Genomic DNA, 22,997 nt, shown 5'->3' with positions numbered 1-22,997 from the left:
CTTCAGGCCCTCCTCCATGGCGATCGGCTGAATCAGCTGAACGCTCATCTCGGTGTTGTCGCCCGGCATGACCATCTCGGTGCCCTCGGGGAGGGTCACCACACCGGTCACGTCGGTGGTACGGAAGTAAAACTGCGGACGGTAGTTGTTGAAGAACGGCGTGTGGCGGCCACCCTCGTCCTTGGAGAGGATGTAGGCCTGGGCCTGGAACTCGGTGTGCGGGGTGGACGGCAGCATCCTCGGCACCGCCCGCGGCGGCGGCTTCGAACCGCAGAAGATCGGCGGCGCGGCGGCCGTCGCCGGCCTCGCCCCGCTGGTCGAGCAGGCCGCCGCCGAGGCCGGCCACCCGTCCTGGAGCGGCGTGCTCACCGGCCACGTCAGCGCCTGCCTGGCCAACGCCGACCTGCCGGTCGAGGAGGAGGCGCTGCGGGTGGCGCTGGAGTCCCACCCCTGGGGCGCCGGCAACACCGTCGTCAACGACACCTTCGGCCTGCTGCGGGCCGGCACCGACGGCCCGCGCGGGGTCGCGGTGGTCTGCGGCGCCGGGATCAACTGCGTCGGCCTGCTGCCGGACGGCCGCACCGCCCGCTTCCCCGCCCTCGGCGAGCTCACCGGCGACTGGGGCGGCGGGTCCGGACTCGCCGTCGCCAGCATGTGGCACGCCGTCCGCGCGGAGGACGGGCGCGGCGGGCCGACCGGGCTCGCCCGCGCCATCGCCGAGCACTTCGGCCTGCCCGGCGCCGGCGCCGTCGCCGAGGCCGTCCACCTCGGGCACCTGCCGAACGCGCGGCTGCACGAGATCGTCCGGGTGCTGTTCGCCGTCGCGGACGAGGGCGACGAGGTGGCGCGGGGGCTGATCGACCGCCAGGCCGACGAGATCGTCCGGCTCGCGGTGGTGGCGCTCCGCCGCCTGGACCTGCTGGACACCCCGACCCCGGTGGTGCTGGGCGGCGGCGTGCTCGCCTCCCGGCATCCGCTGCTGCTGGACAACGTGACCGCCCGGCTCGCCGAGGCCGCGCCGCTGGCCGAGCCGCGCGTCGTCGTCGCCCCGCCGGTGCTCGGCGCGGCACTGCTCGGCCTCGACCACCTGGCGGCGGGCGCGCGGGCGCAGGCCCGGGTGCGCGAGGCGTACGAGGCGGGCCGGCCGGTGGCCGCCTGACGGCCGCCACCTGCTCCCCTGCCGCCGCCTGACGGCCGCTCATCGGCTCCTCTCCCCCGCCGGATCCGCACATCCGGCGGGGGAGGGGCCCTGGCGGGAACCACGGGCCGGGCCCCGGTCGTGTTAAGCGGGTACCGCCAACCGCCGCCGCCCGGGGAGACTTGTGTCATGGCCACCCCCCGCATGCTCCTCGCCGCCGCCCTGCTGGCCTGCGGCGCCGCCGCCGTCCTCACCGGCTGCACGCCCGCCGACTCCGGCCCCACCGTGGCCGCCGCCTCCGCCGCCGCGCTGGCCGACGAGGGCGCGGACGACCTGCTGGACGAGGACGACGGCCTCTTCTACGAGGAGGAGGAGTACTACTCCGGCTCGGCCGAGCCGTCCGCCGCCTTCTCCTCCGCCTCGCCCGACTCGTCCGCTTCGCCCGACGTGCCCGCCCCGCCGGACTCGCCGGACGCACCCGCGTCTCCCGACGAGCCCTCCGCCGAGCCCTCCACGGAGTCTTCCGCCGGGCCCGGGTGCGCCGTTCCCACCGGCCGCCCCGGCCACGAGTTCCTCGTCGTGGTCTCCGCCGGACCGGCCGAACTCACCGCCCGGTCCGCCCGCTTCAGCTGCGGCTCCGCCCGCTACGAGCCCGTCGGCAGCCCCGTCCACTACGGCTTCGCGGGGGCGGGCGTGGCGGCGACCCTGGTCGACGTCACCCACGACGAACCGGCCAGGACCGTCCCCCTCGACGAGCTGATCGCCCACATCGACGACTGCCTGGCCGAGCGCGAACCGGCCGACCCGTACGGCTGCCACGGCAACGCCTACGACGTGGTGCTGGACTCGCACGGCCGGATCATGCGGATCGGCGAGGTCGAGGGCCCCTGAGTCGGCCTTCGGCGACGACCTGACGGCGCATACGGTGTAGAAGCGCCTCTCAACTGTTGGCATTCGGCTGCGCTACGCGCATCAACCCACGTCCAGCTGCGGGCTTTTGACGTTCGCTACGTCCGCCCGGGCGTTCCTTGGGGCGGGTCTTACCCTTTGCGTGCTTGAAGCGGTTTCGGCGGCGGTGCTTTGCTTCCGGCGGTCGGCGGTGAACCGGTCCCCCATCCCACCCCGCTGGTCGTCCCTGACGGGCCGCCGGCAGGTCCGGCTCGCCGTCGTCGTGCTCCTCCCCCTTCGTCCCCCACCGTGCCGCCGCGCCGTACCCGGTCGCGGCCGGCACCAGAGAGGAACCCTCACGATGGGCATCTCCCCCACCTCCCGCCGGATGCGGCTGCGGGCCCTGACCGGGCTCAGCGCCCTGGCGCTGGCCGCCGCCGGCTTCGCGGCCGCCCCGGCCGCCCAGGCGGCCCAGGACAACCGGCCGGCCGGCGAGTTCGCCGGACAGCCGCACCCCTACCGGCACGGCGCGCACCCGACCAAGGAGGCCGGCAACTCCGCGAAGGCCGCGGGCAACAACCTCAGCTACGGCGGCGGCGTCGACGGCATCGGCGTCACCACCGGCGCGCCGAAGGTCTACCTGGTCTTCTGGGGCTCCCAGTGGGGCACCCAGGGCACCAACTCCAGCGGCTACACCACCCTGACCGGCGACCCGAAGGGCGAGGCCGTCCGGGCGCAGCAGCTGTTCAAGGGCCTCGGCACCAACAGCGAGACCTGGTCCGGCGTCATGACCCAGTACTGCGAGGGCGTCGCCGCGGGCGCGACCAGCTGCCCGACCGGTTCGACGCACGTCGGCTACCCGACCGGCGGCGCGCTGGCCGGCGTCTGGGTCGACGGGTCCGCCGCCGCGCCGGGCCAGGCCAGCGGCAACCAGCTGGCCGCCGAGGCCGTCAAGGCGGCCGGGCACTTCGGCAACACCACCGCCGCGTCCAACCGCAACGTGCAGTACGTGGTGCTGTCGCCGACCGGCACCCACCCGGACGGCTTCAACACCCCGAACGGGGGCTTCTGCGCCTGGCACGACTGGAACGGCGACACCACCCTGAGCGGCGGCGCGGCCTCCTCCCCGTACGGTGACGTGGCGTTCACCAACGACCCGTACGTGACCGACATGGGCAGCTCCTGCGGCCAGAACTACGTCAACAGCGGCAGCGCGGGCACCCTGGACGGCGTGACCATCGTGTACGGCCACGAGTACTCGGAGACCATCACCGACCAGAACCCGGCGGGCGGCTGGACCGACTCGACCGGGTACGAGAACGCCGACAAGTGCTCCTGGAACGGGGTCGGCGGGACGGGCGGCGCGCAGAACGTGGCGTTCGCGACGGGCTCGTTCGCCATGCAGGGCACCTGGTCGAACGGCGTGAGCGGCTGCCAGATCTCGCACGCGGTCGTCCACTGACGACCGGGTGAGGCGAGCGCCGGAGTGGGCCGTGCGGGCCCGCTCCGGCGCTCTCGCGTGACGCGCTCTGCATGCTTTTCGCGCCTTACGCGCCTTGCGCGCCTTGCGCGCCTTGCGAGCTTTACACGCTTTTACGCGCTGACCAGCCCGAACTCGTAGGCCTGGATGACCAGGTGGACCCGGTCGCGGGCGTCGAGCTTGGTGAACAGCCGGGCGACGTGGGCCTTGGCGGTGGCCACGCTGATGGTGAGCTCCGCGGCGATCTCGGCGTTGGACAGGCCCCGGCCGACCAGGGTGAGCACCTCCCGCTCGCGCTCGGTGACGGCCTCGGCGACCGGCCTGCGGGGCCTGGCCGCGGCGTCGGCCTCCGGGCGGGCGGCGAACTCGCCGATCAGCCGGCGGGTGATGCCCGGGGCCAGCAGGGCGTCCCCGGCGGCGACCACCCGGACGCCGTCCAGGATGGTCTCCAGGGCGAGGTCCTTGACCAGGAACCCGCTCGCCCCGGCCCGCAGCGCGCCGTAGACGTAGTCGTCGTCGTCGAAGGTGGTGAGGACGAGGACGTGGGTGGGCAGGTCCGGGTCGGCGGTGATCCGGCGGGTGGCCTCGATGCCGTCCATGCCGGGCATCCGGATGTCCATCACGGCGACGTCGGGGCGCAGCCGGGCGACCAGTTCGACGGCCTCGGCGCCGTTGCCGGCCTCGCCGACCACCTCCAGGTCGGGGGCGTCGGCGATCAGCACGCGCAGGCCGGTGCGGATGAGCGGCTGGTCGTCGACCAGGACGACACGGATCACGGTCCCACCTCCACGGGGGTCTCGACGGCGGTCCCGACGGCGGTCCCGACACCGGGCTCGCCGGGGGTCTGCACGGCCGGGGTCTGCACGGCCGTGGCCTCGGGGAGCGGCAGCCGCGCGGCGACCCGGAAGCCGCCCTCGGGGCGCGGGCCGGCCGCGAACTCGCCGTCCAGCAGGGCGACCCGCTCGCGCATGCCGGCCAGCCCGTAGCCGGTACCGGGGGTGCCGGTCGCCGCGCCCGCGCCCAGGTCGACGACGGTGACGTCGAGCTCCCGCGGCCCGTACCCGACGGTGACGTGGCAGTCCCGGGTGCCGGAGTGCTTGACCACGTTGGTGACCGCCTCCTGGATGATCCGGTAGGCGGCGAGATCCACCTCGGACGGCAGCGGACGGGCTTCGCCGCGGCGGGTGAGCGCCACCCGCACCCCGGCGCCCGCCGCCTTCTCCACCAGCCGGTCCAACTCGCCCAGTCCGGGCATCACTTCGAGCGGCGCCGGCTCCCCCTCGCCCTGCCGCAGCGCGCCGAGCATCCGGCGCAGCCCGGCCAGGGTCTCCCGGCTGGTGGCCTCGATCGCCTCCAGGGCGGCCCGGGTCTCGGCGGGCTGGGTGTCCATGACCCGGCTGCCCATGCCGGCCTGGATCGCGATGATGCCGATGTTGTGGGCCACCATGTCGTGCAACTCGCGGGCGATGCGCAGCCGTTCGGCGGTGATGGCCTGCTCGGAGGCCCGGCCGCGCAGCGCCTCGGTGTGGGCCCGGCCCTGGTGCACGGTGTTGCCGATCAGCCAGGCGATCAGCACGGTGGCCGCGAAGCCCCCGTAGGCGAGCGGGTTGACGGGGTAGTCGTTGACGGCGCCCCAGAGCAGCAGCCCGGCGAGGGTGGCGAGCGGCAGCGCCAGGGCGGTGAGCGAGACCCGGCGGGAGCGGGTGGCCGCGCAGTAGCCGACCACCGCGTCGGCGATCAGGAACTGGAGCGGCGCCGCCTCCGGGACGCCCCACATCCCGAGCGCGAACATCCCGCCCCCGAGCGCCACCACGACGGCGAGCAGCGGCAGCCGGACCAGCAGCGTCGCGACCAGGGTGGTGACCACCGCGGTGACCACCATCGGCATGTCCTCGGGATTGCCGTGGTAGTTCAGCAGGTGGTGCAGCTCGTTCTCGCGCGTGAAGAAGCGGAACGCGACCAGGGCCGTCCACAGCGCCCCCACCCACACGCCCGCGGGCAGGCGCCTGAGCAGCGGCGGACGGGGTTCGGTGATCATGACGCGATGGTAGCGGCGGCCCGGACGGCGGCACATTGGCCCGGGGGCGTAATCCCCGGGGCCAGTGCGGCCGCCCGCGGTTGTGGCCCGCGGCCCGATGCCCGGGCGGGGGCCCGACCGGCAGCGTTGTCCCCGTGATCGAGATCGAGCGACTGACCAAGCGGTACGGCGCCACCACGGCCGTCGACCAGTTGACCTTCACCGTCCGGCCCGGCACCGTGACCGGCTTCCTCGGCCCCAACGGGGCGGGCAAGTCCACCACGCTGCGGATGATCCTGGGCCTCGACACCCCCACCGGGGGGAGTGCCACCGTGGCCGGGGTGCCCTTCGCGAACCGGCCGCGCGGCCTGCGGCACGTCGGCGCCCTGCTGGACGCGGGCGACGTGCACGGCGGGCGCAGCGCCCGGGCCCACCTGTCGGCCCTGGCCCGGAGCAACCGCATCCCGCTCCGGCGGGTGGACGAGGTGCTGGCGGAGGTCGGGCTCGGCAAGGCCGCCGGGCGCCGGATCGGCGGCTACTCGCTGGGCATGAAGCAGCGGCTCGGCATCGCGGGCGCGCTGCTCGGCGACCCGCCGGTGCTGCTCTTCGACGAGCCGCTCAACGGGCTGGACCCGGAGGGCGTGCTCTGGGTGCGCGGGCTGTTCCGCCGGCTCGCCGCCGAGGGGCGGACGGTCTTCGTCTCCAGCCACATGATGGCCGAGATGGAGCACACCGCCGACCGGCTGGTGGTGATCGGGCGCGGCCGGCTGATCGCGGACGAGAGCCTCGCCGATTTCTCGGCCCGCAACGCGGTCTCCTCGGTGGCCGTCCGGGGGCCCGAACTCGCCTCGCTGGCCGGGGTCCTGCGCGCGGAGGGGGCCGAAGTACGGCTGACGGAGCCGGGGTTCGGGACCGTCACCGGGATGCCGGCCGAACGGATCGGCGAACTCGCGCTGCGGCACGGCGTGGTGCTGCACGAACTGGCCGCCCGGACGTCGTCGCTGGAGTCGGCGTTCATGTCCCTGACCGCCGACAGCGTCGAGTACCTGGCAGGAGAAGCCCGATGAGCAGCATGGCCCTTGGTTCCACCGGTTCCGGCGGTTCCGGTGGTTCCGGCGGTTCCGGCGGTTCCGTCGCCGAGCCGGCCCCCCGGTTCCTCGACCTGCTCGCCGCCGAGTGGATCAAACTGCGCTCGCTGCGCTCCACCTACTGGGTGCTGGCGCTGGCCTCGCTGGTGGCGATCGCGGTCAACGTGAACGCCGTCCACACCGACCTGACGTACATCGACCACCCGCCCGCGCCGATGCCCGGGCGCTCCCCGTACACCTACGACCCGCTGTTCCACGGCCTCGGCAGCATCGCGAGCGACCTGATGGCGGTCGCGGCCGGCAGCCTCGGGGCGATCACCGTCTTCGGCGAGTACACCACCGGCCTGATCCGCACCACCTTCGCCGCCGTCCCGGACCGGCGCGGCGTGATCGCGGCCAAGGTGCTGCTGATCGGCGGGATCACCGCGCTCGCCGGGCTCGCCGTCTCGGCGGTCTCCTTCCTCACCATCAACGCGATGCTGGCCTCCCGGCACGTCGGGCTCTCCATCACCGACGAGGGCTGCCTGCGGGCCGTGCTCGCCTACGCGGCGATCGTGCCGGTCTGCGCGCTGATCGGGATGGCGCTGGGCGCGCTGCTGCGGCACGCCACCGCCTCGATCGTGTCGCTGGTGATGCTGATGTTCATCCTGCCGATGATGTTCGGCGGGGACCGCTACCGGTGGCTGAAGGAGATCGGCACCCACCTGCCGCTGGCCACCGTGCAGCGGCTCACCATCACACCGAACTCCAGGACCACGATGGGGAAGTACGCGCCGAGCGTGCTGGACTCGTGGATCACCATGGGGATGTGGGGCGCGGTGGCGGTGGCGGTGACGGTGGTCGTGGTGCGGCGGCGGGACGTGTGAGGCCCCGGGTCGCCCCAGGTCTCGGGGCATCCCAGGCCTCTGGTCGCCCCGGGGCCTCGGGTCACCCCAGGCCGAGGCGCCGCGCCGTCGCGGCGGGCAGCGGGTACGGGCGCTCGGGCGGCAGCAGCCGCTGCGCCTTCGCCGCCTGCCCGCCGCGGACCAGCGCGGCGATCCGCTGCACCTGCGGGGTGAGGTCGGTGAGCCCGACGACCCACTCCTCGGCGTAGCGGCGGACCAGCGACCGGCCGACGCCCACCTGGATGCTGTAGTGGTTCAGCGCCGCCCCGCGCAGCGACCGCTCCGGGTCCCACTGCACGTGGACCTCGGCGCGGGCCACCTCGTCCGGGTGCGCGGTGGTCAGGACGGCGCGGGCGAGCGCCTCCTCCCAGCCCTCCCGGGTGATCCGGACCGCCAGCACCCTGGTCTGGCCGGGCTTCTGCGCCCAGTTGCTGCGGTGCATCAGCCAGCGGAACGAGGGCTTGATCCACGTCATCCGGTGGAAGCCGAACGGCGCCGTGAACCGGCCCGCCGCCAGCGCCGCGTCGGCGATCGCCGGCGGGTAGGCCTGGTAGAGCACGATCGTCCGCCCGTCGTGGTCGGCCCGGATCTCACGCAGAGCGGTCATCCCGCGCCACCCCCTTCCGCCCCGGCACGCTGCCCGCCCGGCCACGCTGCCAGCACCGACGGCACGGCGCAACGGGATTAGGGCACACCTACGGGTGCGGCGCCAGGGGCGCACCGCTATGGGACGAACTGCGCGCCGATCAGCCCGTGGCCGGCCTCGGCCGCGGCCCGCCAGACCGGGAGGACGGCGTCGAAGAGGCCGGAGAGGTCATCCGTCCGCAGGGCGTCGAGGGCCCGCCGCTCGGCCGCCCGCCGCTCGGCCCCGTCCAGGTCGAACACCGCCTCGACGGCCGGGAGGGCGGCCCGCACCTCCTCCGGCCCTCGGGCCTGAACCAGCCGGGCAGCCCGGCCGTCCGCTCCGGGCCGAGGCCGTGCGCCAGCCCCAGCACCGGGTAGCGGTTGCGGGCCTGGACGGCGGCGCACGGGCCGGCCGTCCCGCAGTCCTCCCAGACCGCGTACAGGCCGTCCGGGTCCTCCCCGAGCGGACCGACGGCCAGCTCCTCCAACTCCTCCGGCGCCAGCCCCTCCCGCTCCCAGCGACGGCGCAGCGCCCGGTTGCCCGGGTCCGCGGCGTGCGCGTCGAGCAGCGCCCGCAGCCGCGGCCCGTGCCGCTCGACGACGTCGGCGGGCGCGGGGATCAGGAACCACATCGCCTGGTAGCTCATCGCCCGCCAGCGTAGGCGCGGGCTCCGACAGGTCGGGCTCAGGCGGCGGCGCCCGCCTTGGTGCGGAAGGCGCCGAGGGTGGCCGCCGGGACGCCGCAGGAGGGGAGGAAGGAGGCGGCGCCGCCGTGGTGGGTGCGGACGCGGTCGAGGAAGACGGACATGGCCTCGGCCGGGGCCTCCAGGAGGGGCGCGGGGATGGTCAGGTTGCGGCCCCGGGAGTCGGTGACGCGGGAGGTGGTGCGGTCGTTGAGGGCGGTGCGGTGGCGCTCGGCGAGGCCCGCGAAGATCTGCGGGAGGGCGTCGGCGGTGCGGGTGTAGTCGGCGACGATGTGCTCGGCGGGGACGCCGAGGAGGTCCAGCAGGAGGGCGGTCAGCAGGCCGGTGCGGTCCTTGCCGGCGGCGCAGTGCAGCAGGACGGCGCCGGGGCGGACGGTGGCGTCGACGGCGGCGGCCACCGCGTCGGGCGCGGACTCGGCCAGCAGGACGTAGAAGTCGCCCAGGTCGGCGGCGGTGGCCATGGTGCCCATCCGCGCGGTGAGGGCGTCGGTGGCGGGGTTCACCGGGGCGGCGACGACGGATATCCCGGCGGCCTCGGCGGCGGCCCAGTCGGCGGGGTCGGTCTCGCGCGGGTCGCGCAGGTCCACGATGGTGCGGATGTCGCAGCCGCGCAGCTGGGCGACGGTGGCCTCGTCGGCGGCCGGGAACGGCTGGGCGGAGCGGTACAGCACACCGGGGCGGACGCGCCGGCCCTCGGGGTCGCCGAGGGCGGCGGCGTCGCGGAAGTTGACCAGGGACATGCGGGAGGCCTTTCGGTGGGGCCGCACCCGGGAGGAGACGGGGAGATCCGGAGGCGGAGACATCTAGACGTCTAGATGTGTAACCCCTCGGGGGGCCGCCGGGCAAGCCTCGGTGGCGCGGGTCTCGCCGACGCGGGCCTCGATCGGTACATCCTTCTATCCCACGCCCATCGCCCGCCCACGGCGACCCGGGGGCCGCGGTGTCCCGTACGGCACGGCGCCCGGGCGGCCCGAGCGGTGACGAGGGGCACAGGCGGCACAGGCGGCACGGGCGGCACGAGCGACGCAGGCGGCCCGGGCGGGCTCCGTAGGATCGGGCCCGTGGCGACGAACCCCCCGGACACCCCGAGCTCCCCGAACACCCCGGTGTACCGCCGCCTGGCCCGCCGGCTCCAGGAGCGCGTCGACACCGGCGCCTACCCGCCCGGCACCCGGCTGCCCAGCGAGCCCGAGCTGAGCGCCGAGTTCGGCGTGAACCGGCTGACCGTACGGCAGGCGGTGGCGGAGCTGGAGCGGGCCGCCGTGGTGGAGATCCGCCGGGGTGTGGGCACCTTCGTCCGCCCGCCCGCCGTCCGGGTGTCGATCGCCGTGGACCCGCGCAGCCAGCGCTTCGACCTCGGCAGCGTGCCCACCGCGCTGCCGAACGACGAGTCCACCGACGGCGAGTTCGTGGTGGCCGCCCCGCCCGTCACCGGCTCGGCGCAGGATGCGGAGGCGGCCCGCCAGCTGGGCCGCACTCCGGCGGAGCTGTCCCGGGTGGACTCGGTGATCCGGCTGGGCGGGCGGGCCCGGGCGGCGTGCAGCTACTGGGTGCCGTTCGGCCCGCTGCCCGCCGAGCTGGTCCGGCCGGGCCGCCCCGGGAACCTGGTGCCGGACCTGGCGCGGGCCGCCGGGGTGGAGCTGGAGTACGACTGGCGGGCCTTCGGCGCCGTCGGCGCGGACCTCGCGGACGCCGAGCTGCTGGGCGTCCCGCCGGGCACCGCGCTGCTGGTGCGCGAGGGGGTCAGCTGCACCCCGGACGGCGCTCCGGCGCTGTACGTGCGGCGGCGGATCGACGGCAGCAGCGCCCGCTTCGTCCTGCACTTCCGGGACCGGTAGCGGGGGCCGCCGCGGCGGGCGGCAGCGGCCGGTGGCGGGGGCCTCCTCGGCTGGTGGCAGGGGCCGCCGCGCCCGTTCCCGGCCGGAGCGCCCCTGATAAATTCAGCGCCGAAATACCGGGCCGCACGGGGGTTGGCAGGACAGGGTGACCGAGGAGATCGACTACGACATACCGACCGAGCTGGCCGAGGTCTACCTCGTGCTGCTCGCCGACGTCTCCCGCACCGGCCGGCTGCTGCGCCGCGAGGAGCTGGAACGCCTGCGAAGGCTCGGCGAGCACTGCGCCGAGGCCGGGCACGGGCTGCGCGAGGTGGTCGCGCACTGCCTGGCCGCGGCCCGGCGGGCCTGGCAGACCCTGCCCGGGACGACCTCCGCGAGCAGCGTCACCGAACTGCGCCGGACCGGCGACGCGGTACTGGCCGCCACCGACGCCGCGCTGGCCGCGCTGGGCGAGGGCCACGAGCGGGCCCAGCGCCTGGCCGTCCGCCAGGAGGAGGCCGCCCGGCGGGAGTTCATCGACGACCTGCTGTTCGGCCGCAGCGACCTCGGGCTGCTCGCCGAGCGCGCGGAGCGGTTCGGGCTGCGGCTGGCGGGCGCGTACACGGTGGCGGTCGCGGTCGGCGACGAGCCGTTCGCGGACGTCCATCCGATGGTGCACCGGGTGGAGCGGGAGCTGGCCGGGCGGTTCGGCGAGCGGGACGTGCTGCTGGCCAGCAAGGACGGCCGGCTGGTGTGCATCGCCCCGGACTCCGAGCGGGCCGTGCTGGAGGCCTTCGCCGAGCTGACGCTGCGCCCGGGGAGCGGCCGCGGCTACCAGCCGGTCCGGCGGGTGGCCACCGGCCGCCGGCACTCGGGGCCGAGCGGGGTGCTGCGCAGCTACGAGGAGGCGCTGGACGCCCTGGACTACGCGCAGCGGCTGGGCCTGCCCGCCCGGCAGCTGCGGGCCGAGGAGCTGCTGGTCTTCCCGGTGCTGATGCGCGACCGGTCGGCCATGGCCGACCTGGTGCGCACCGTGCTCGGCCCGCTGACCGAGGCGCGCGGCGGCGCCCGTCCGCTGCTGGACACCATCGCGGTGCAGGCGGAGGCCGCGTACGTGAACGCGGAGGCGGCGCGCCGGCTGGGCCTGAGCGTGCGCACCCTGGGCTACCGGCTGGAGCGGATCAAGGCGCTCACCGGGTACGACCCGGCGGACGCGCTCCAGCGCTTCACCCTGGAGACGGCGGCCATGGGGGCGCGGCTGCTGAACTGGCCGGAACAACCGCTGTAGTGCGTGGGACTACCGCTGTAGTGCTCGGAACAACCGTTGTAGTGCGCGGAACTACCGCCGCGGTGCGCGGCGTTACCGCCGTGGTGCGCTGGACTACCGCCGTAGTGCGCGGCACGACGGCCGTAGTCCCCGCCGCCCCGGGAAGGGCCGCCGCGGTCCCGCCGCGCGAAACCCGCGCGGCGCCGCTGCGACCGTCCGGCACCCGTCCTGTTGCCTGGTTGTTGCAGTGTCACGCGGGCCGCGTGTACCAGGGTGTCAAGAGGGCGTAAAGATTGCCGGATCCTGGCAATGTGCGACGGGCCCCGGCGCTGTCATGATCTCCCCGGTGCCGAAGCGCGGCGCCGGTGGAGAGGCGGGGGAGGGTGGCCGGGATGGGGGGATTCTTCGCGGCCGCGCTGGCCTTTCCGACGGCGCTGTTCAGCTTCGCGCTGGTGGTGGTGGTCGGGTACTGGTTGCTGATGCTGTTCGGCGGCCTCGTTCCCGGCGCCGTGCACGGGGGGCACGACGCCGGGCACCACATGGACGTCGGGCATGCGGGGCACCACCTCGGTGCCGAGCACGGGGGGCACGGTGCCGGGGGGCACGGTGCCGACGGGGGACCCGACCGACCCGGTGCGGGCCACCACACGGGCGTGCTGAACGCGCTGGGACTGGGCGGGGTGCCCGTGACGGTGGCGGTGTCGCTGCTGGTCGCGCTCGCCTGGTTCGTCAGCCTGGCCGGCACCGTCCTCACCTCGGGGGCGCCGGCGCGCGGCGGCGTGTTCGTCGTCGCGCTGGCCGCCTCCTGGGCGGGCACCCGGGTGCTCGTCCGGCCGCTGTCGCGGCTGTTCCCGCAGGACCGGCCGGCCACCCGGGGGGACTTCGTCGGCCGGGTCTGCGTGATCCGGACCGGCCGGGTGACGGCCGACTTCGGGCAGGCCGAGGTCACCGCGGAGGACGGCTCCACCGCGACCGTCCAGGTCCGCACGGCGGAGCCCGAACCGGGCCTGACGGCCGGGCGGACCGCCCTGATCTTCGACTACGACGCCGTGGGCGAGCACTTCCTGGTGGCGCCCTTCGAGCCGCCGTCCACCGGCGTCTGATCCCCGGCCTCCCGTTCCCCGGCCGGCCCTCCGCCACCGCACTTCCCTTTCGCACCACCTCTTCCCATCGACTCCTCGCACCACCTCTTCGCTCCAACTCGCCATCTCGTCAAAGGACTCCGTGATGGACACCATCGCCGTGGGTTTCGGCGTGCTCGTCGCCGTCGTGCTGCTCATCCTGCTCGCCATGCTGCTGTTCGTGGGCCGCCTGTTCCAGAAGGTCGAGCAGGGCAAGGCACTGATCGTCTCCCGGACGAAGAAGGTGGACGTGACCTTCACCGGCGCGATCGTCCTCCCGGTGCTCCACAAGGCGGAGTTGATGGACATCACCGCCAAGACGGTGGAGATCCACCGGGCCGGCCGGGACGGTCTGATCTGCCGGGACAACATCCGCGCGGACATCCGGATCTCGTTCTTCGTCCGGGTCAACAAGACCGTCGAGGACGTCATCAAGGTCGCGCAGTCGATCGGCACCGCCCGGGCCAGCGACCCGCAGGCGATCCAGGAGTTCTTCGCCGTCAAGTTCGCCGAGGCGCTCAAGACCGTCGGCAAGCAGCTGGACTTCACCGACCTGTACACCCACCGGCACGAGTTCCGGGACCAGATCATCGCGGTCATCGGCACCGACCTCAACGGCTACACCCTTGAGGACGCGGCGATCGACCACCTGGAACAGACCCCGATGAACCAGCTGGACGCCGACAACATCCTGGACGCCCAGGGCATCCGCAAGATCACCGAGCTGACCGCGATCGAGCACGTGCGCACCAACGAGTACCAGCGCACCGAGGAGAAGGAGATCACCCGGCAGAACGTGGACGCCCGGGAGGCCGTCCTGGAGCTGGAGCGCCGGCAGGCCGACGCCGAGATCCGCCAGCGCCGCGAGATCGAGACCCTGCGGGCCAAGGAGGACGCGGTGATCGCCCGGGTGCAGGAGGAGGAGCGGCTCAACGCCCAGACCGCCTTCCTGCGCACCGAGGAGCTGCTCGGGGTGCAGCGGGAGAACCAGGCCCGCGAGGTCGCGGTGGCGCAGAAGAACCGCGAGCGGGTGATCGCGGTGGAGAACGAGCGGATCGAGAAGGACCGCCTGCTGGAGGTCGTCGGCCGCGAGCGGGAGACCCAGCTCGCCACGATCGCCAAGGAGAAGGAGCTCGAGTCCGCCAAGCGCGAGGTCGCCGACGTGGTCCGCGAGCGGGTCGCGGTGGACCGCACCGTCGCCGAGCAGGAGGAGGCCGTCAAGACCCTGCGCGCCACCGAGGAGGCCGAGCGCGTCCGCAAGGCCGTCGTGATCCAGGCCGAGGCCGAGGCGCAGGAGAAGCTCGTCAAGGACATCAAGGCCGCGGAGGCCGCCGAGCAGGCCGCCACCCACAAGGCCCGCGAGGCGCTGGTGCTGGCCGAGGCCCGGCAGCAGGCCGCCGAGCTGGACGCGGCCGCCAAGATCCGGATGGCCGAGGGCGTCCGGGCGGAGGCCGCGGCCGAGGGCCTGGCCCGGGTCCAGGTCCGCGAGCAGGAGGCCGCGGCGGTGGAGAAGGTCGGCCGTGCCGAGGCCGTCGTCCAGGCGGAGAAGGCCAAGGCCGCCGCGCTGGAGATCGGCGGCCGGCTGAAGGCCGAGGCCGAGGGCCTGACCGAGAAGGCCGCGGCGATGGCCAAGCTGGACGAGGCCTCGCGCGGGCACGAGGAGTACCGGCTGCGGCTGGCCGCCGAGAAGGACGTCCGGCTGGCCGGGCTGGACACCCAGCGGCAGATCGCCGAGGCCCAGGCGGCGCTGGTCGCGGCCGGGCTGGAGAAGGCGAAGATCGACATCGTCGGCGGGGACTCGGTGTTCTTCGACCGGCTGGTGCAGTCGGTGTCGGCCGGCAAGAGCGTGGACGCCTTCGTCGCCCACTCGCAGACCGCGCAGACCCTGGCCGGGCCCTGGCTGGACGGGCGGGCGAGCTTCACGGACGACCTCACCCGGGTGCTCTCCTCGGTCTCCACGGCCGACGTGCAGAACCTGACGGTGTCCGCCCTGCTGATGAAGCTGATCGGCTCGGGGGCCGGCGACCAGGCCGGTCAGCTGCGCCAACTGCTGGAGTCGGCACGGAAGCTGGGCGTCGCGGAGACCCCGATCGGGGCGCTGGCCGGCGGGCTCGCCTCGGCCAACGGCTCCAAGTGATCCGCTGAGCGGGCACGCCGACCGCGCTGAGCGGGCACGCCGACCGCGCTGACCGCGGCTACCGATCCAGCCGCATCGATCGCGGCAACCGATTCGACCGAGTCAACTGAGGAACGTGACCGTGACCGTGGACGCCCTCGACGCCCGGCTCGACGCCGGCACCTACGAGGTCCTGCGCGACCGGCTCGCCCGAGCCGCCGCCGAACTCGCCGACCGGGCCCAGGCGTTGAACGCCCGCCGGGTCGCCGAGTTCGGCGGCGGGGAGCTGCGGCTGGCCGGCACCGGACGGCTCACCACCGACCGGGCCTGCCTGCCGCAGGACCTCACCGCCGCCGGCGGGCTGCTGCTGCTCGCCACCCGTCCGACCGAATCCGCCGACGGCGCCGGGGACTTCACCGACGTCCTCGGCCTGCACCACCCCGACCTCTCCCCCGCGCCCGCCGAGGGCACCCTGCTGGACGACCCGCGGCTGCGCCAGGACCTCGCCGACCTGCGGCGCTACTTCCGCGACGCCCGGCTGGAGCGGCTGCGCGCGGTGGACGGCCGGCTGCTCGCCGTCTTCCGCACCGGCCCGACCGCCGCCGACGTCCGGGTGCTGCGCTGGCGCCTGGACGACGGCCTCGCCGACGACGCCCAGCCGTCCTACCTGGACGGGCGCGGCGAACGCGACCACACCCCCGCCGACGGGCAGCAGCTGCCCTGGACCGCCCTCACCCGGGACGACCAGCTGCCCGCCGGCCCCGGCCGCCCGCCCCGCGCCGACCTGGCCGGCGAACTGCTCGTCGGCGTCGACGGCGGCCGGCTGACCATCACCGCCCCGGACGGCCGGGAGCTGCACCGCGAGCCGCTGGCCGAGGCCCTGCAGACGCTCGCCGACGCCCGGATCGCCCACGCCCGGCTCGGCACCCTGCTGCTGGTGCGCGTGCGCCCGTACCAGGAGGAGACCGAGCGGCACCTGGTGGTGCACCTGCCCACCGGCACCGTCACCCGGATCGACGCGCTCGGCCAGGCCTGCCTGCGGCTGCCCGCCGACCAGGGCGTGGCCTTCCCCGGCGGCTGCCACCTGGTGGACGGCACCGTGCGCACCTTCGACCAGCCGGTCGACGGCCTGCGCTACGAGCGCACCCTCCTCTCGCCCAACGGCGAGGACGTGCTGTACGAGTTCCGCTCCCCCGCCGACGGCCGCGCCCTGCTCCAGCCGTACAACAGCGTCCGCCAGGAGGCCGCCGCCCCGCTGCCCTGCCAGGGCTACGCGTTGCTCGCCGACGGCACCCTGATCGCGCTGCGCCCGGCCGAGGACGGGCCGACCCGGCTGCACCCCGTCCAGCTCTGGCAGACTCCGTTCACCAGCGAGCGCTTCGCCGCCGAACAGCCTTCCGGCAGCGGGCCGTTGGCCCGGATCGGCAACGCCGACCTGGTCCGCGGTCTGGCCGACTGCCTGGCCCTGGCCCGGCTGGCCGCGGCCGGCGCCGACACCCCGGCCGGCCATCAGGCCGTCCTCGCCGCCTGCACCCGCACCGCCGACCGGCACCACTGGCTCGGCCAGGACGGCCTCGGCGACCTCGCCGCGCCGCTCGCCGAGATCCGCGACACCGCCCGGCAGGTCGTCGCCGAGTACGAGGCCGTCGCCCAGCTCACCGCGCACGCCGCCCGGCAGACCGACGAGGCCGCCGAGCACGTCGAGGGCCTGCTGCGCACCGCCCGCGGCGAGACCCTGGCCGACGCCGCCGAGTGGGTCGACCGGCTGGCCGGGCTGCGCCGCGCCCAGGGCCGCGTCGAGGCGCTGCGCGACCTGCCGCGCGCCGACCCGGAGCGGATCGACGGGCTCGCCGCGCACCTCGCCGAGGGCCTGGCCGAGGCCGCCGACCGCGCCGTCGGCCAGCTCGCCGAGCCGACCGCCTTCGAGCCCCACCGGCAGCGGGCCGGTGAGCTGGCCGAGCGCTGCGCCGCCATCGCCACCGCCGCCGAGGCCGAGCCGCTGGGCCTCGAACTGGGCGGCCAGAGCGAGGCCCTGCAGACCGTCTCGGAGCTGGTCGGCACCCTCGACCTGGCCGACGCCACCACCCGCACCGCGATCCTCGACCGGCTCGCCGACGTGCTCGGGCTGCTCAACCGGGCCCGGTCCGCGCTGACCGTGCGCCGCCGGGAGCTGCGCACCCGCGAGGCCGCCGACGAGTTCGCCGCCGAGACCGCCCTGCTCGGCCAGGCCACCACCGCCGCGCTCGCCGCCGCCGACACCCCCGAGGCCTGCGACGAGCAGCTCGGCCGGCTGCTGCTGCGGATCGAGCAGCTGGAGACCCGCTTCGCCGACGCCGACCCGGCGCTCGGCGAGCAGCTCACCGCCCGCCGCACCGAGGTCCACGACGCGCTCACCGCCCGCCGCCAGCACCTGCTGGAGGAGCGGGCCCGGCGCGCCGACCGGCTGGCCGCCTCCGCCGGACGCGTCCTCGACACCCTGCACCGCCGGCTGGCCGGTCTTGACACCGCCGCCGAGATCGACGCCGCCCTCGCCGCCGACCCGACCGCCGTCAAACTCCGCGACCTGGCCGGGCAGTTGACCGCGCTCGGCGACCGGGTCCGGGCCGAGGAGCTGACCGGACGGCTGCGCGCCGCCCGCGGCCGCGCCCACCGGGCCCTGCGCGACCGCGCCGAGCTCGCCGGGGACGGCCCCGGCACCCTGCGGCTGGGCCGGCACCTGTTCGCCGTCACCACCCAGCGCCCCGAACTCGCCCTGGTGCCCTGGCGCGGACGCCCCGCCTTCACCCTCACCGGCACCGACTACCGCTCCCCCGTCACCGACCCGGCCTTCGCCGCCACCGAGCGGTACTGGGACCGCCCGCTGCCCTCGGAGACCCCGCGGCTGTACCGCGCCGAGTACCTCGCGGCGAGCCTGCTGCCGGCCGTCGAGGCGGCGGCGCCGCTCACCGACGCCGAGCTGCTGGAGCACGTCCGGCGGGCCGCCGAGCAGCGCCCGGACGAGGGCTACCAGCGCGGCGTGCACGACCACGACGCCGCGCTGCTGCTCCGCGCCCTGCTCCGACTCGACGCCGAGGCCGGGCTGTTGCGCCACCCGGCGGGCGCCCGGGCGGCCGCCCAGCTGTACTGGGCGCACGGCGCCGACGAGCGGCAGCGGCTGCTCTGGCACACCCGGGCCCGCTCGCTGGGCCTCGCCCGGGACGCCTTCGGGGGCGCCCCGGCGCAGGCCGCGCTGGACGCCCTCGCCCGCGAACTCTCCTCCGCCGTCGCCGACTTCGTCCCGGGAGCGGCGCCCGCCGGGCCCTACCTGGTGGCCGAACTGGCCGCCGCCGCACCCAGCTTCGCCCACTCGACGGGCGCCGCCGCACTGCTCGACAAGTTCCGCGCCGCCCCCGAGTCGGCCGGTCTCACCGAGGCGCTGGCCGCACTGCCCGAGGAGCCCGAGCTGCTGCCGGTACGGCGCCAACTCGCCGCCGCCTGGCTGGAGTCGGGCGCCGTCGACGCCGATCCGGCGGACCTCGCCGAGGCCGCCGCCGCGCTGCTCTGCCCGTCCCTGCCGCGCCGCCCCGCCGAGGGGGCCGTGGGCGCCCGGATCACCGGGCTGCTCGGCGACCACCCGCGGCTCGCGGGCGGCGCGCTCGACCTCCGACTGGACGAACTGCTCGCCCGGGTGGCGGAGTTCGAGCAGGTCGAGGTGCCCGGCTACCGGGCCTACCAGCGGCTGCGCGGCGAACTGCTGGCCGCCGAGCACGCCCGGCTGCGGCTCGACCAGTACCGGCCCGCCCCGCTCAACGGCTTCGTCCGCAACCGGCTGATCGACCAGGTGTACCTGCCGCTGGTCGGCGACAACCTCGCCAAGCAGCTCGGCACCGCCGGGCCCGGCGGACCGGTCGACCGCAGCGGCCTGCTGCTGCTGGTCTCCCCGCCCGGCTACGGCAAGACCACCCTGGTCGAGTACCTCGCCGAGCGGCTCGGCCTGCTGCTGGTCTCCGTCAGCGGCCCCGCGCTCGGCCACCGGGTCACCTCGCTGGACCCGGCCGAGGCCCCCGACGCGACCTCCCGGCGCGAGGTCGAGAAGCTCAACTTCGCCCTGCACGCGGGCGACAACGTGCTGCTCTACCTGGACGACGTCCAGCACACCTCGCCCGAGTTCCTCCAGCGCTTCATCCCGCTGTGCGACGCCCAGCGCCGGATCGACGGCGTCTGGGACGGCGAGGCCCGCGAGTGGGACCTGCGCGGCAAGCGCTTCGCCGTCGTCATGGCCGCCAACCCGTACACCGAGTCCGGCCGCCTCTTCCGGCTGCCCGACATGCTCGCCAACCGCGCCGACGTGTGGAACCTCGGCGACGCCGTCGCCGGGCGCGAGGACCTGTTCGCGCTCAGCTTCGTCGAGAACGCCCTGCCCGCCAGCCCCCACCTGGCCCCGCTCGCCACCGCCGAGCGCGCCGACCTGGACACCCTGCTCGCCCGCGCCGGCGGCCTGCCCGGCGGCACCCTGGCCGGCGCCTGGCCCGCCGCCGAGACCGAGCGGATGACCGCCGTCCTCGCCGGCCTGCTCCACCTGCGCTCCACCGTCCTGGCCGTCAACCGCGCCTACCTGGCCTCCGCCGCCCAGGACGACCGCACCCGCACCGAGCCCCCCTTCCTGCTCCAGGGCTCCTACCGCAACATGGCCAAGCTCGCCCAGCGCCTCGACCCCGCCCTCACCCGCCCCGAACTCGACACCCTGCTCACCGACCACTACCGCGCCGAGGCCCAGCCCATGGGCGCCGACGCCGAGGCCCAGCTCCTCAAACTCGCCGAACTCCGTGGCACCCTGACGGAGGATCAGGCAGCCCGCTGGGCGGAGCTGAAGCGCTCGTGGTCGGAGCGCGGACGGCCCGGCGGGCGTCCTTGACCTGAAGGGCGCTTGAGCTCCTACCGTCGTCCGCATGACCTTCACCGCGCGCGAACGCGCCTACCTCACCGGCCAACCGCTGGCCCGCCTGGCCACCACCGGCCCGGACGGCTCCCCGCAGGTCCGGCCGGTGGGGTTCCGGCTCAACGAGGACGGCACCATCGACATCGGCGGACCGGGCAACGCCCGCAGCCGCAAGTACCGCAACGCCCGGGACCGCCCCGAGGTGTCCGTCCTGGTCGACGACATGGCGCCCGCCGACGATCCGGTCGCGCCCGGCTGGGGCCGCGGCGTGGAGATCCGCGGCCGGGCGGAGGTGCTCGCCGTCGACGTCCCGCCGGTGGCGCCCGACCGGTTCAGCCGGGACGTCATCCGGGTGCACCCCCGGCGGATCGTCACCTGGAACCTGGAGGCCCTGGGCTCCGCCGCCCGGGACGTCGACTGACACCTCGGCGGGCCCGACTCCCCCGCTGCCCGCCCTCCCCCGCCCCACCGATGGAACGATGACCGCACGATTCACTCCATCGGGGTATCCGCGGGCGGCGGGGGTAGGCGGCGCCGCGAGCCGGGTAACCCGCTGGCATGAGCGCTCAGGGACTCGATCTGGCCGGGCTGCGCAGGGTGTACGGGCGGGCGGGGAGCCGGTGGTTCTACACCCGGGTGGCGCGCAACGCGCGGCACTGGGGGTGGACGGAGCCGGGGCAGTCGAAGTGGCGGTTGTGGCGGGCGCAGCGGCAGTTGGAGGACGTGCTGGGGCGCAAGCTGGCGCTGCCGGCCGGGGCGCGGGTGCTGGACGCCGGGTGCGGGGCCGGGGTGGTGGCCCGGGCGATGGCCCTGCGCTTCGGGCTGGCGGTGACGGGGGTCGACGTCCTGGACTTCCACCTCGCCGAGGCGGCCCGGCTCAGCGCCCGGGCCCGGATGGGCGACCGGACGGTGTTCCGCTTCGGGGACTTCCACCGGCTCCCCTTCGACGACGGGGAGTTCGACGGCGCGTACTCGATGGAGACGCTGGTCCACTCCTACGACCCGCCCCGGGCGCTGGCCGAGCTCCACCGGGTGCTGCGCCCGGGCGGCCGGCTGGTGCTGCTCGGCCCGATGAGCACCGGCCCGCTGGACGAAATGGAGCCGGGCGCACGGGGGTTGATCGAACCGTACCTGGACGCGATGACGATGACCGGCTCCAAGGTCTACCACGCCGGCAACCTGTCGCGGCTGCTCGCCGAGGCCGGGTTCGAGGTCGAGGAGGCGCTGGACGCGACGCCGTACTACCTGCCGACCTCGGAGGCCGTGTACGCGTACTTCCGGCTGCCGTGGGAGATACTGCGGCGCTTCGGCGATCCGGCCAAGTGGCTCAATCTCCGGTCCACGGTGGAGATGTACGGCGTTCGGGAGCATGTCGCCTGGTACGTTCACACGGCTGTCAAGCCATCGAGGTGAACTCCGCGTGGACGAGCGCTCCGCCCCCCTGCCGTACCCCAGTGGCTGGTTCTGCGTCGGCCGGTCCCGGGACCTGCCGCCCGGGCGGGTGCGCACGGTCCGGCTGATGGGCGAGGACGTGGTGCTGTACCGGACCCGCCGGGGCGCGGTGCGCGCGGTCGGCCCGCACTGCCCGCACCTGGGCGCGCACTTCGGGGCGGGCGGGAAGGTCCGGGGCGAGGAGCTGGTCTGCCCGTTCCACGGCTTCGCCTTCGGCCCGGACGGCTCGTGCACCGGTTCGCCGGACGGCATCCGGTTCCGCGGCGCCCTGGCCGGGCGCCGGCTGTGCGAGCGGGACGGCGCGCTGTTCGTCTGGTGCGGCCCCGGCGGCGGCCCGGGCAACGGTTCGGGCGGCGGTCCGGACGGCGGCGCACCGGACTGGGAGCTGCCGCCGGCCCTCGGGGTACGGCCGCTGGCGTGGTGGAGCGGGGACGTGCTCTCCCACCCGCAGGAGGTGATGGAGAACAGCGTCGACTTCCGGCACACCCGGGTGCTGCACGGCCTGGACACCCGGGAGACCGCCCCGCCCGAGGTGGCCGGGCCGCTGTTCACCGTCCACCAGCGCACCACGACCCGGTTCCCCGGGCTGGGCACGGTGAGTCTGGAGCAGCCGGTGACGCTGTTCGGCCTCGGGCTGATGCGCATGGAGGTCGAACTGCCGCAGGTGGGCGGCACCTTGCGGGTGTGGGTGCTGCCGACGCCGGTCGCGCCGTGGCGGACCAGGGTGCGCTTCGCGGTGACCGCCACGGTGCCGGTGCCGGGGGTCGGCGCGGCGCGGGCCGTCGACCGGGCGGCCTCCTGGGCGGCGCTCCAGGCCTCGGTGCGGATCATCAAGCAGGACCGCCCGGTCCTGGACCACAAGCGGTACCTGGCGCAGCCCCGGCTCGTCCCCGGGGAGCGCTCGATCGGGCTGTTCCGCCGGTGGGCGCGGCAGTTCTACCCCGGGTTCCACCCCGAGCCCGCCCCCGGGTTCCACCCCGACGCCCGCGCCGGGCTCCAGCCGGAGCCGGACGCCTCCTGAGCCCCGGCCGGCGCGGCCGGCGGCTCCCAGTCCGGGTCGGGCAGCCCGGGGACGGCCCGCCCCTCGGCCCGCCAGCGCCGGGCCAGTTCGGCGTAGATGGGCGTCTCCGGGCCGGGTTCCGCCACGGGTTCCGGCACGGGCGCCGCCCACGACTGCTCCGGCGGCCGCTCCGGCGGTCTGTCCGGAGCGCCGTGCAGGATCGTTTCCTCAGCCAGCCGCCGTTCCGGTTCCGGCAGCCTCCCAAAACCACTCACACCCGGCCAACGCGCCCCGCCCGTACCGGGACACGGCCACGTCAACCCGGCTCCCCGCAGGTCAACCCCCTGCGGGGAGCCGCCGGTGGGGGGGGAGGGGGCCCCCCCCCCCCACACGGGCCCGCGGGGGGGGGGGGGGGGGGGCGCCCCCCCCCCCCCCCCCCCCCCCCCCCCCCCCCCCCGGGGGGGGCGAAACCCCCGCCCCCCC

18 protein-coding genes and 1 pseudogene are annotated in these 22,997 nt (G+C 75.5%); 13 read left to right on the top strand and 6 right to left on the bottom strand.

The window, feature by feature from the left end:
• Positions 1-225: pseudogene (locus tag ACFU7Z_RS12980) on the bottom strand (elongation factor Tu); the annotation flags it as partial.
• On the opposite strand from ACFU7Z_RS12980, the gene ACFU7Z_RS12975 reads away from it, so the two are divergent.
• The 3 genes from ACFU7Z_RS12975 (at position 224) to ACFU7Z_RS12965 (ending at position 3,488) form a co-directional block, all read left to right on the top strand.
• Positions 224-1,159, top strand: coding sequence for an N-acetylglucosamine kinase (locus ACFU7Z_RS12975; RefSeq protein ID WP_380777553.1), 936 nt, complete (start codon positions 224-226; stop codon positions 1,157-1,159). The pseudogene ACFU7Z_RS12980 and the gene ACFU7Z_RS12975 sit on opposite strands and share 2 nt — an antisense overlap.
• Before the next feature lie 168 nt (positions 1,160-1,327).
• Positions 1,328-2,029, top strand: a complete 702-nt coding sequence (locus tag ACFU7Z_RS12970; RefSeq protein WP_380777552.1) for a hypothetical protein — start codon at positions 1,328-1,330, stop codon at positions 2,027-2,029.
• Positions 2,030-2,387: 358 nt separating this feature from the next.
• Positions 2,388-3,488, top strand: coding sequence for a hypothetical protein (locus ACFU7Z_RS12965; protein WP_053112158.1), 1,101 nt, complete (start codon positions 2,388-2,390; stop codon positions 3,486-3,488).
• A gap of 131 nt (positions 3,489-3,619) precedes the next feature.
• Here the strand turns inward: ACFU7Z_RS12965 and ACFU7Z_RS12960 are convergent, their stop codons facing one another.
• Both ACFU7Z_RS12960 and ACFU7Z_RS12955 read right to left on the bottom strand, forming a co-directional pair.
• Positions 3,620-4,282 (bottom strand): response regulator, encoded by a 663-nt coding sequence (locus ACFU7Z_RS12960; RefSeq protein WP_380777551.1) that lies wholly within the window; start codon positions 4,280-4,282, stop codon positions 3,620-3,622.
• Complete coding sequence (locus ACFU7Z_RS12955; protein ID WP_380777550.1) at positions 4,279-5,544, bottom strand: sensor histidine kinase; 1,266 nt, start codon at positions 5,542-5,544, stop codon at positions 4,279-4,281. The genes ACFU7Z_RS12960 and ACFU7Z_RS12955 overlap by 4 nt, the downstream gene beginning before the upstream one ends.
• Before the next feature lie 134 nt (positions 5,545-5,678).
• Here ACFU7Z_RS12955 and ACFU7Z_RS12950 point away from each other — a divergent pair, with 134 nt between their 5' ends.
• Together ACFU7Z_RS12950 and ACFU7Z_RS12945 are read left to right on the top strand one after the other, a co-directional pair.
• Entirely contained in the window at positions 5,679-6,590 is a 912-nt protein-coding gene (locus ACFU7Z_RS12950; protein ID WP_380777549.1) for an ABC transporter ATP-binding protein, read from the top strand.
• The gene (locus ACFU7Z_RS12945; protein ID WP_380777548.1) at positions 6,587-7,477 is read left to right on the top strand and encodes an ABC transporter permease; all 891 of its coding nucleotides are present in this window, start codon (positions 6,587-6,589) and stop codon (positions 7,475-7,477) included. Before ACFU7Z_RS12950 ends, ACFU7Z_RS12945 begins: the two co-directional genes overlap by 4 nt.
• Before the next feature lie 61 nt (positions 7,478-7,538).
• On the opposite strand, the gene ACFU7Z_RS12940 is transcribed toward ACFU7Z_RS12945, so the two are convergent.
• From ACFU7Z_RS12940 to ACFU7Z_RS12930, 3 genes are all read right to left on the bottom strand, one after another.
• Complete coding sequence (locus ACFU7Z_RS12940) at positions 7,539-8,102, bottom strand: DUF4291 domain-containing protein (RefSeq protein WP_117489895.1); 564 nt, start codon at positions 8,100-8,102, stop codon at positions 7,539-7,541.
• Between the two features lie 139 nt (positions 8,103-8,241).
• Entirely contained in the window at positions 8,242-8,766 is a 525-nt protein-coding gene (locus ACFU7Z_RS12935) for a hypothetical protein (protein WP_380777547.1), read from the bottom strand.
• Positions 8,767-8,804: 38 nt separating this feature from the next.
• Entirely contained in the window at positions 8,805-9,563 is a 759-nt protein-coding gene (locus tag ACFU7Z_RS12930) for a tyrosine-protein phosphatase (protein WP_181970700.1), read from the bottom strand.
• A gap of 321 nt (positions 9,564-9,884) precedes the next feature.
• On the opposite strand from ACFU7Z_RS12930, the gene ACFU7Z_RS12925 reads away from it, so the two are divergent.
• The 8 genes from ACFU7Z_RS12925 (at position 9,885) to ACFU7Z_RS12890 (ending at position 22,535) form a co-directional block, all read left to right on the top strand.
• The gene (locus ACFU7Z_RS12925) at positions 9,885-10,661 is read left to right on the top strand and encodes a GntR family transcriptional regulator (RefSeq protein ID WP_074005604.1); all 777 of its coding nucleotides are present in this window, start codon (positions 9,885-9,887) and stop codon (positions 10,659-10,661) included.
• A 145-nt stretch (positions 10,662-10,806) separates the two neighbouring features.
• Positions 10,807-11,928, top strand: a complete 1,122-nt coding sequence (locus ACFU7Z_RS12920) for a CdaR family transcriptional regulator (protein ID WP_241853159.1) — start codon at positions 10,807-10,809, stop codon at positions 11,926-11,928.
• A 371-nt stretch (positions 11,929-12,299) separates the two neighbouring features.
• Positions 12,300-13,010 (top strand): hypothetical protein, encoded by a 711-nt coding sequence (locus ACFU7Z_RS12915; RefSeq protein WP_380777546.1) that lies wholly within the window; start codon positions 12,300-12,302, stop codon positions 13,008-13,010.
• A gap of 124 nt (positions 13,011-13,134) precedes the next feature.
• Positions 13,135-15,165, top strand: a complete 2,031-nt coding sequence (locus ACFU7Z_RS12910; RefSeq protein WP_049655427.1) for a flotillin family protein — start codon at positions 13,135-13,137, stop codon at positions 15,163-15,165.
• A 115-nt stretch (positions 15,166-15,280) separates the two neighbouring features.
• Positions 15,281-20,038: a DNA repair ATPase gene (locus ACFU7Z_RS12905; RefSeq protein ID WP_380777545.1), complete on the top strand. Its 4,758-nt coding sequence runs from the start codon at positions 15,281-15,283 to the stop codon at positions 20,036-20,038.
• 34 nt (positions 20,039-20,072) lie between these two features.
• Complete coding sequence (locus ACFU7Z_RS12900) at positions 20,073-20,483, top strand: PPOX class F420-dependent oxidoreductase (RefSeq protein ID WP_380777544.1); 411 nt, start codon at positions 20,073-20,075, stop codon at positions 20,481-20,483.
• Between the two features lie 137 nt (positions 20,484-20,620).
• Positions 20,621-21,475 carry a class I SAM-dependent methyltransferase gene (locus ACFU7Z_RS12895; RefSeq protein WP_380777543.1) on the top strand — a complete coding sequence of 285 codons (855 nt, stop codon included), beginning with the start codon at positions 20,621-20,623 and terminating at the stop codon, positions 21,473-21,475.
• Between the two features lie 7 nt (positions 21,476-21,482).
• On the top strand, positions 21,483-22,535 hold the full coding sequence (locus tag ACFU7Z_RS12890) for an aromatic ring-hydroxylating dioxygenase subunit alpha (protein ID WP_380777542.1): 1,053 nt from the start codon (positions 21,483-21,485) through the stop codon (positions 22,533-22,535).
• The last annotated feature ends 462 nt before the right edge of the window (positions 22,536-22,997 follow it).

The sequence above is a fragment of the Kitasatospora sp. NPDC057518 genome, from assembly GCF_042802075.1.
Classification (GTDB): domain Bacteria; phylum Actinomycetota; class Actinomycetes; order Streptomycetales; family Streptomycetaceae; genus Kitasatospora.
The sequence above is the reverse complement of the archived record's forward strand: the minus strand, read 5'-3'. Positions and strand labels throughout refer to the sequence as shown.

What these genes read in the sequence shown, in the direction of transcription:
- ACFU7Z_RS12970 (WP_380777552.1), top strand. Translation starts at nt 1,328, where the DNA reads ATGGCCACCCCCCGCATGCTCCTCGCCGCCGCCCTGCTGGCCTGCGGC.
- ACFU7Z_RS12965 (WP_053112158.1), top strand. Translation starts at nt 2,388, where the DNA reads ATGGGCATCTCCCCCACCTCCCGCCGGATGCGGCTGCGGGCCCTGACC.
- ACFU7Z_RS12955 (WP_380777550.1), bottom strand. Translation starts at nt 5,544, where the DNA reads ATGATCACCGAACCCCGTCCGCCGCTGCTCAGGCGCCTGCCCGCGGGC.
- ACFU7Z_RS12945 (WP_380777548.1), top strand. Translation starts at nt 6,587, where the DNA reads ATGAGCAGCATGGCCCTTGGTTCCACCGGTTCCGGCGGTTCCGGTGGT.
- ACFU7Z_RS12940 (WP_117489895.1), bottom strand. Translation starts at nt 8,102, where the DNA reads ATGACCGCTCTGCGTGAGATCCGGGCCGACCACGACGGGCGGACGATC.
- ACFU7Z_RS12935 (WP_380777547.1), bottom strand. Translation starts at nt 8,766, where the DNA reads ATGAGCTACCAGGCGATGTGGTTCCTGATCCCCGCGCCCGCCGACGTC.
- ACFU7Z_RS12930 (WP_181970700.1), bottom strand. Translation starts at nt 9,563, where the DNA reads ATGTCCCTGGTCAACTTCCGCGACGCCGCCGCCCTCGGCGACCCCGAG.
- ACFU7Z_RS12915 (WP_380777546.1), top strand. Translation starts at nt 12,300, where the DNA reads ATGGGGGGATTCTTCGCGGCCGCGCTGGCCTTTCCGACGGCGCTGTTC.
- ACFU7Z_RS12910 (WP_049655427.1), top strand. Translation starts at nt 13,135, where the DNA reads ATGGACACCATCGCCGTGGGTTTCGGCGTGCTCGTCGCCGTCGTGCTG.
- ACFU7Z_RS12900 (WP_380777544.1), top strand. Translation starts at nt 20,073, where the DNA reads ATGACCTTCACCGCGCGCGAACGCGCCTACCTCACCGGCCAACCGCTG.
- ACFU7Z_RS12895 (WP_380777543.1), top strand. Translation starts at nt 20,621, where the DNA reads ATGAGCGCTCAGGGACTCGATCTGGCCGGGCTGCGCAGGGTGTACGGG.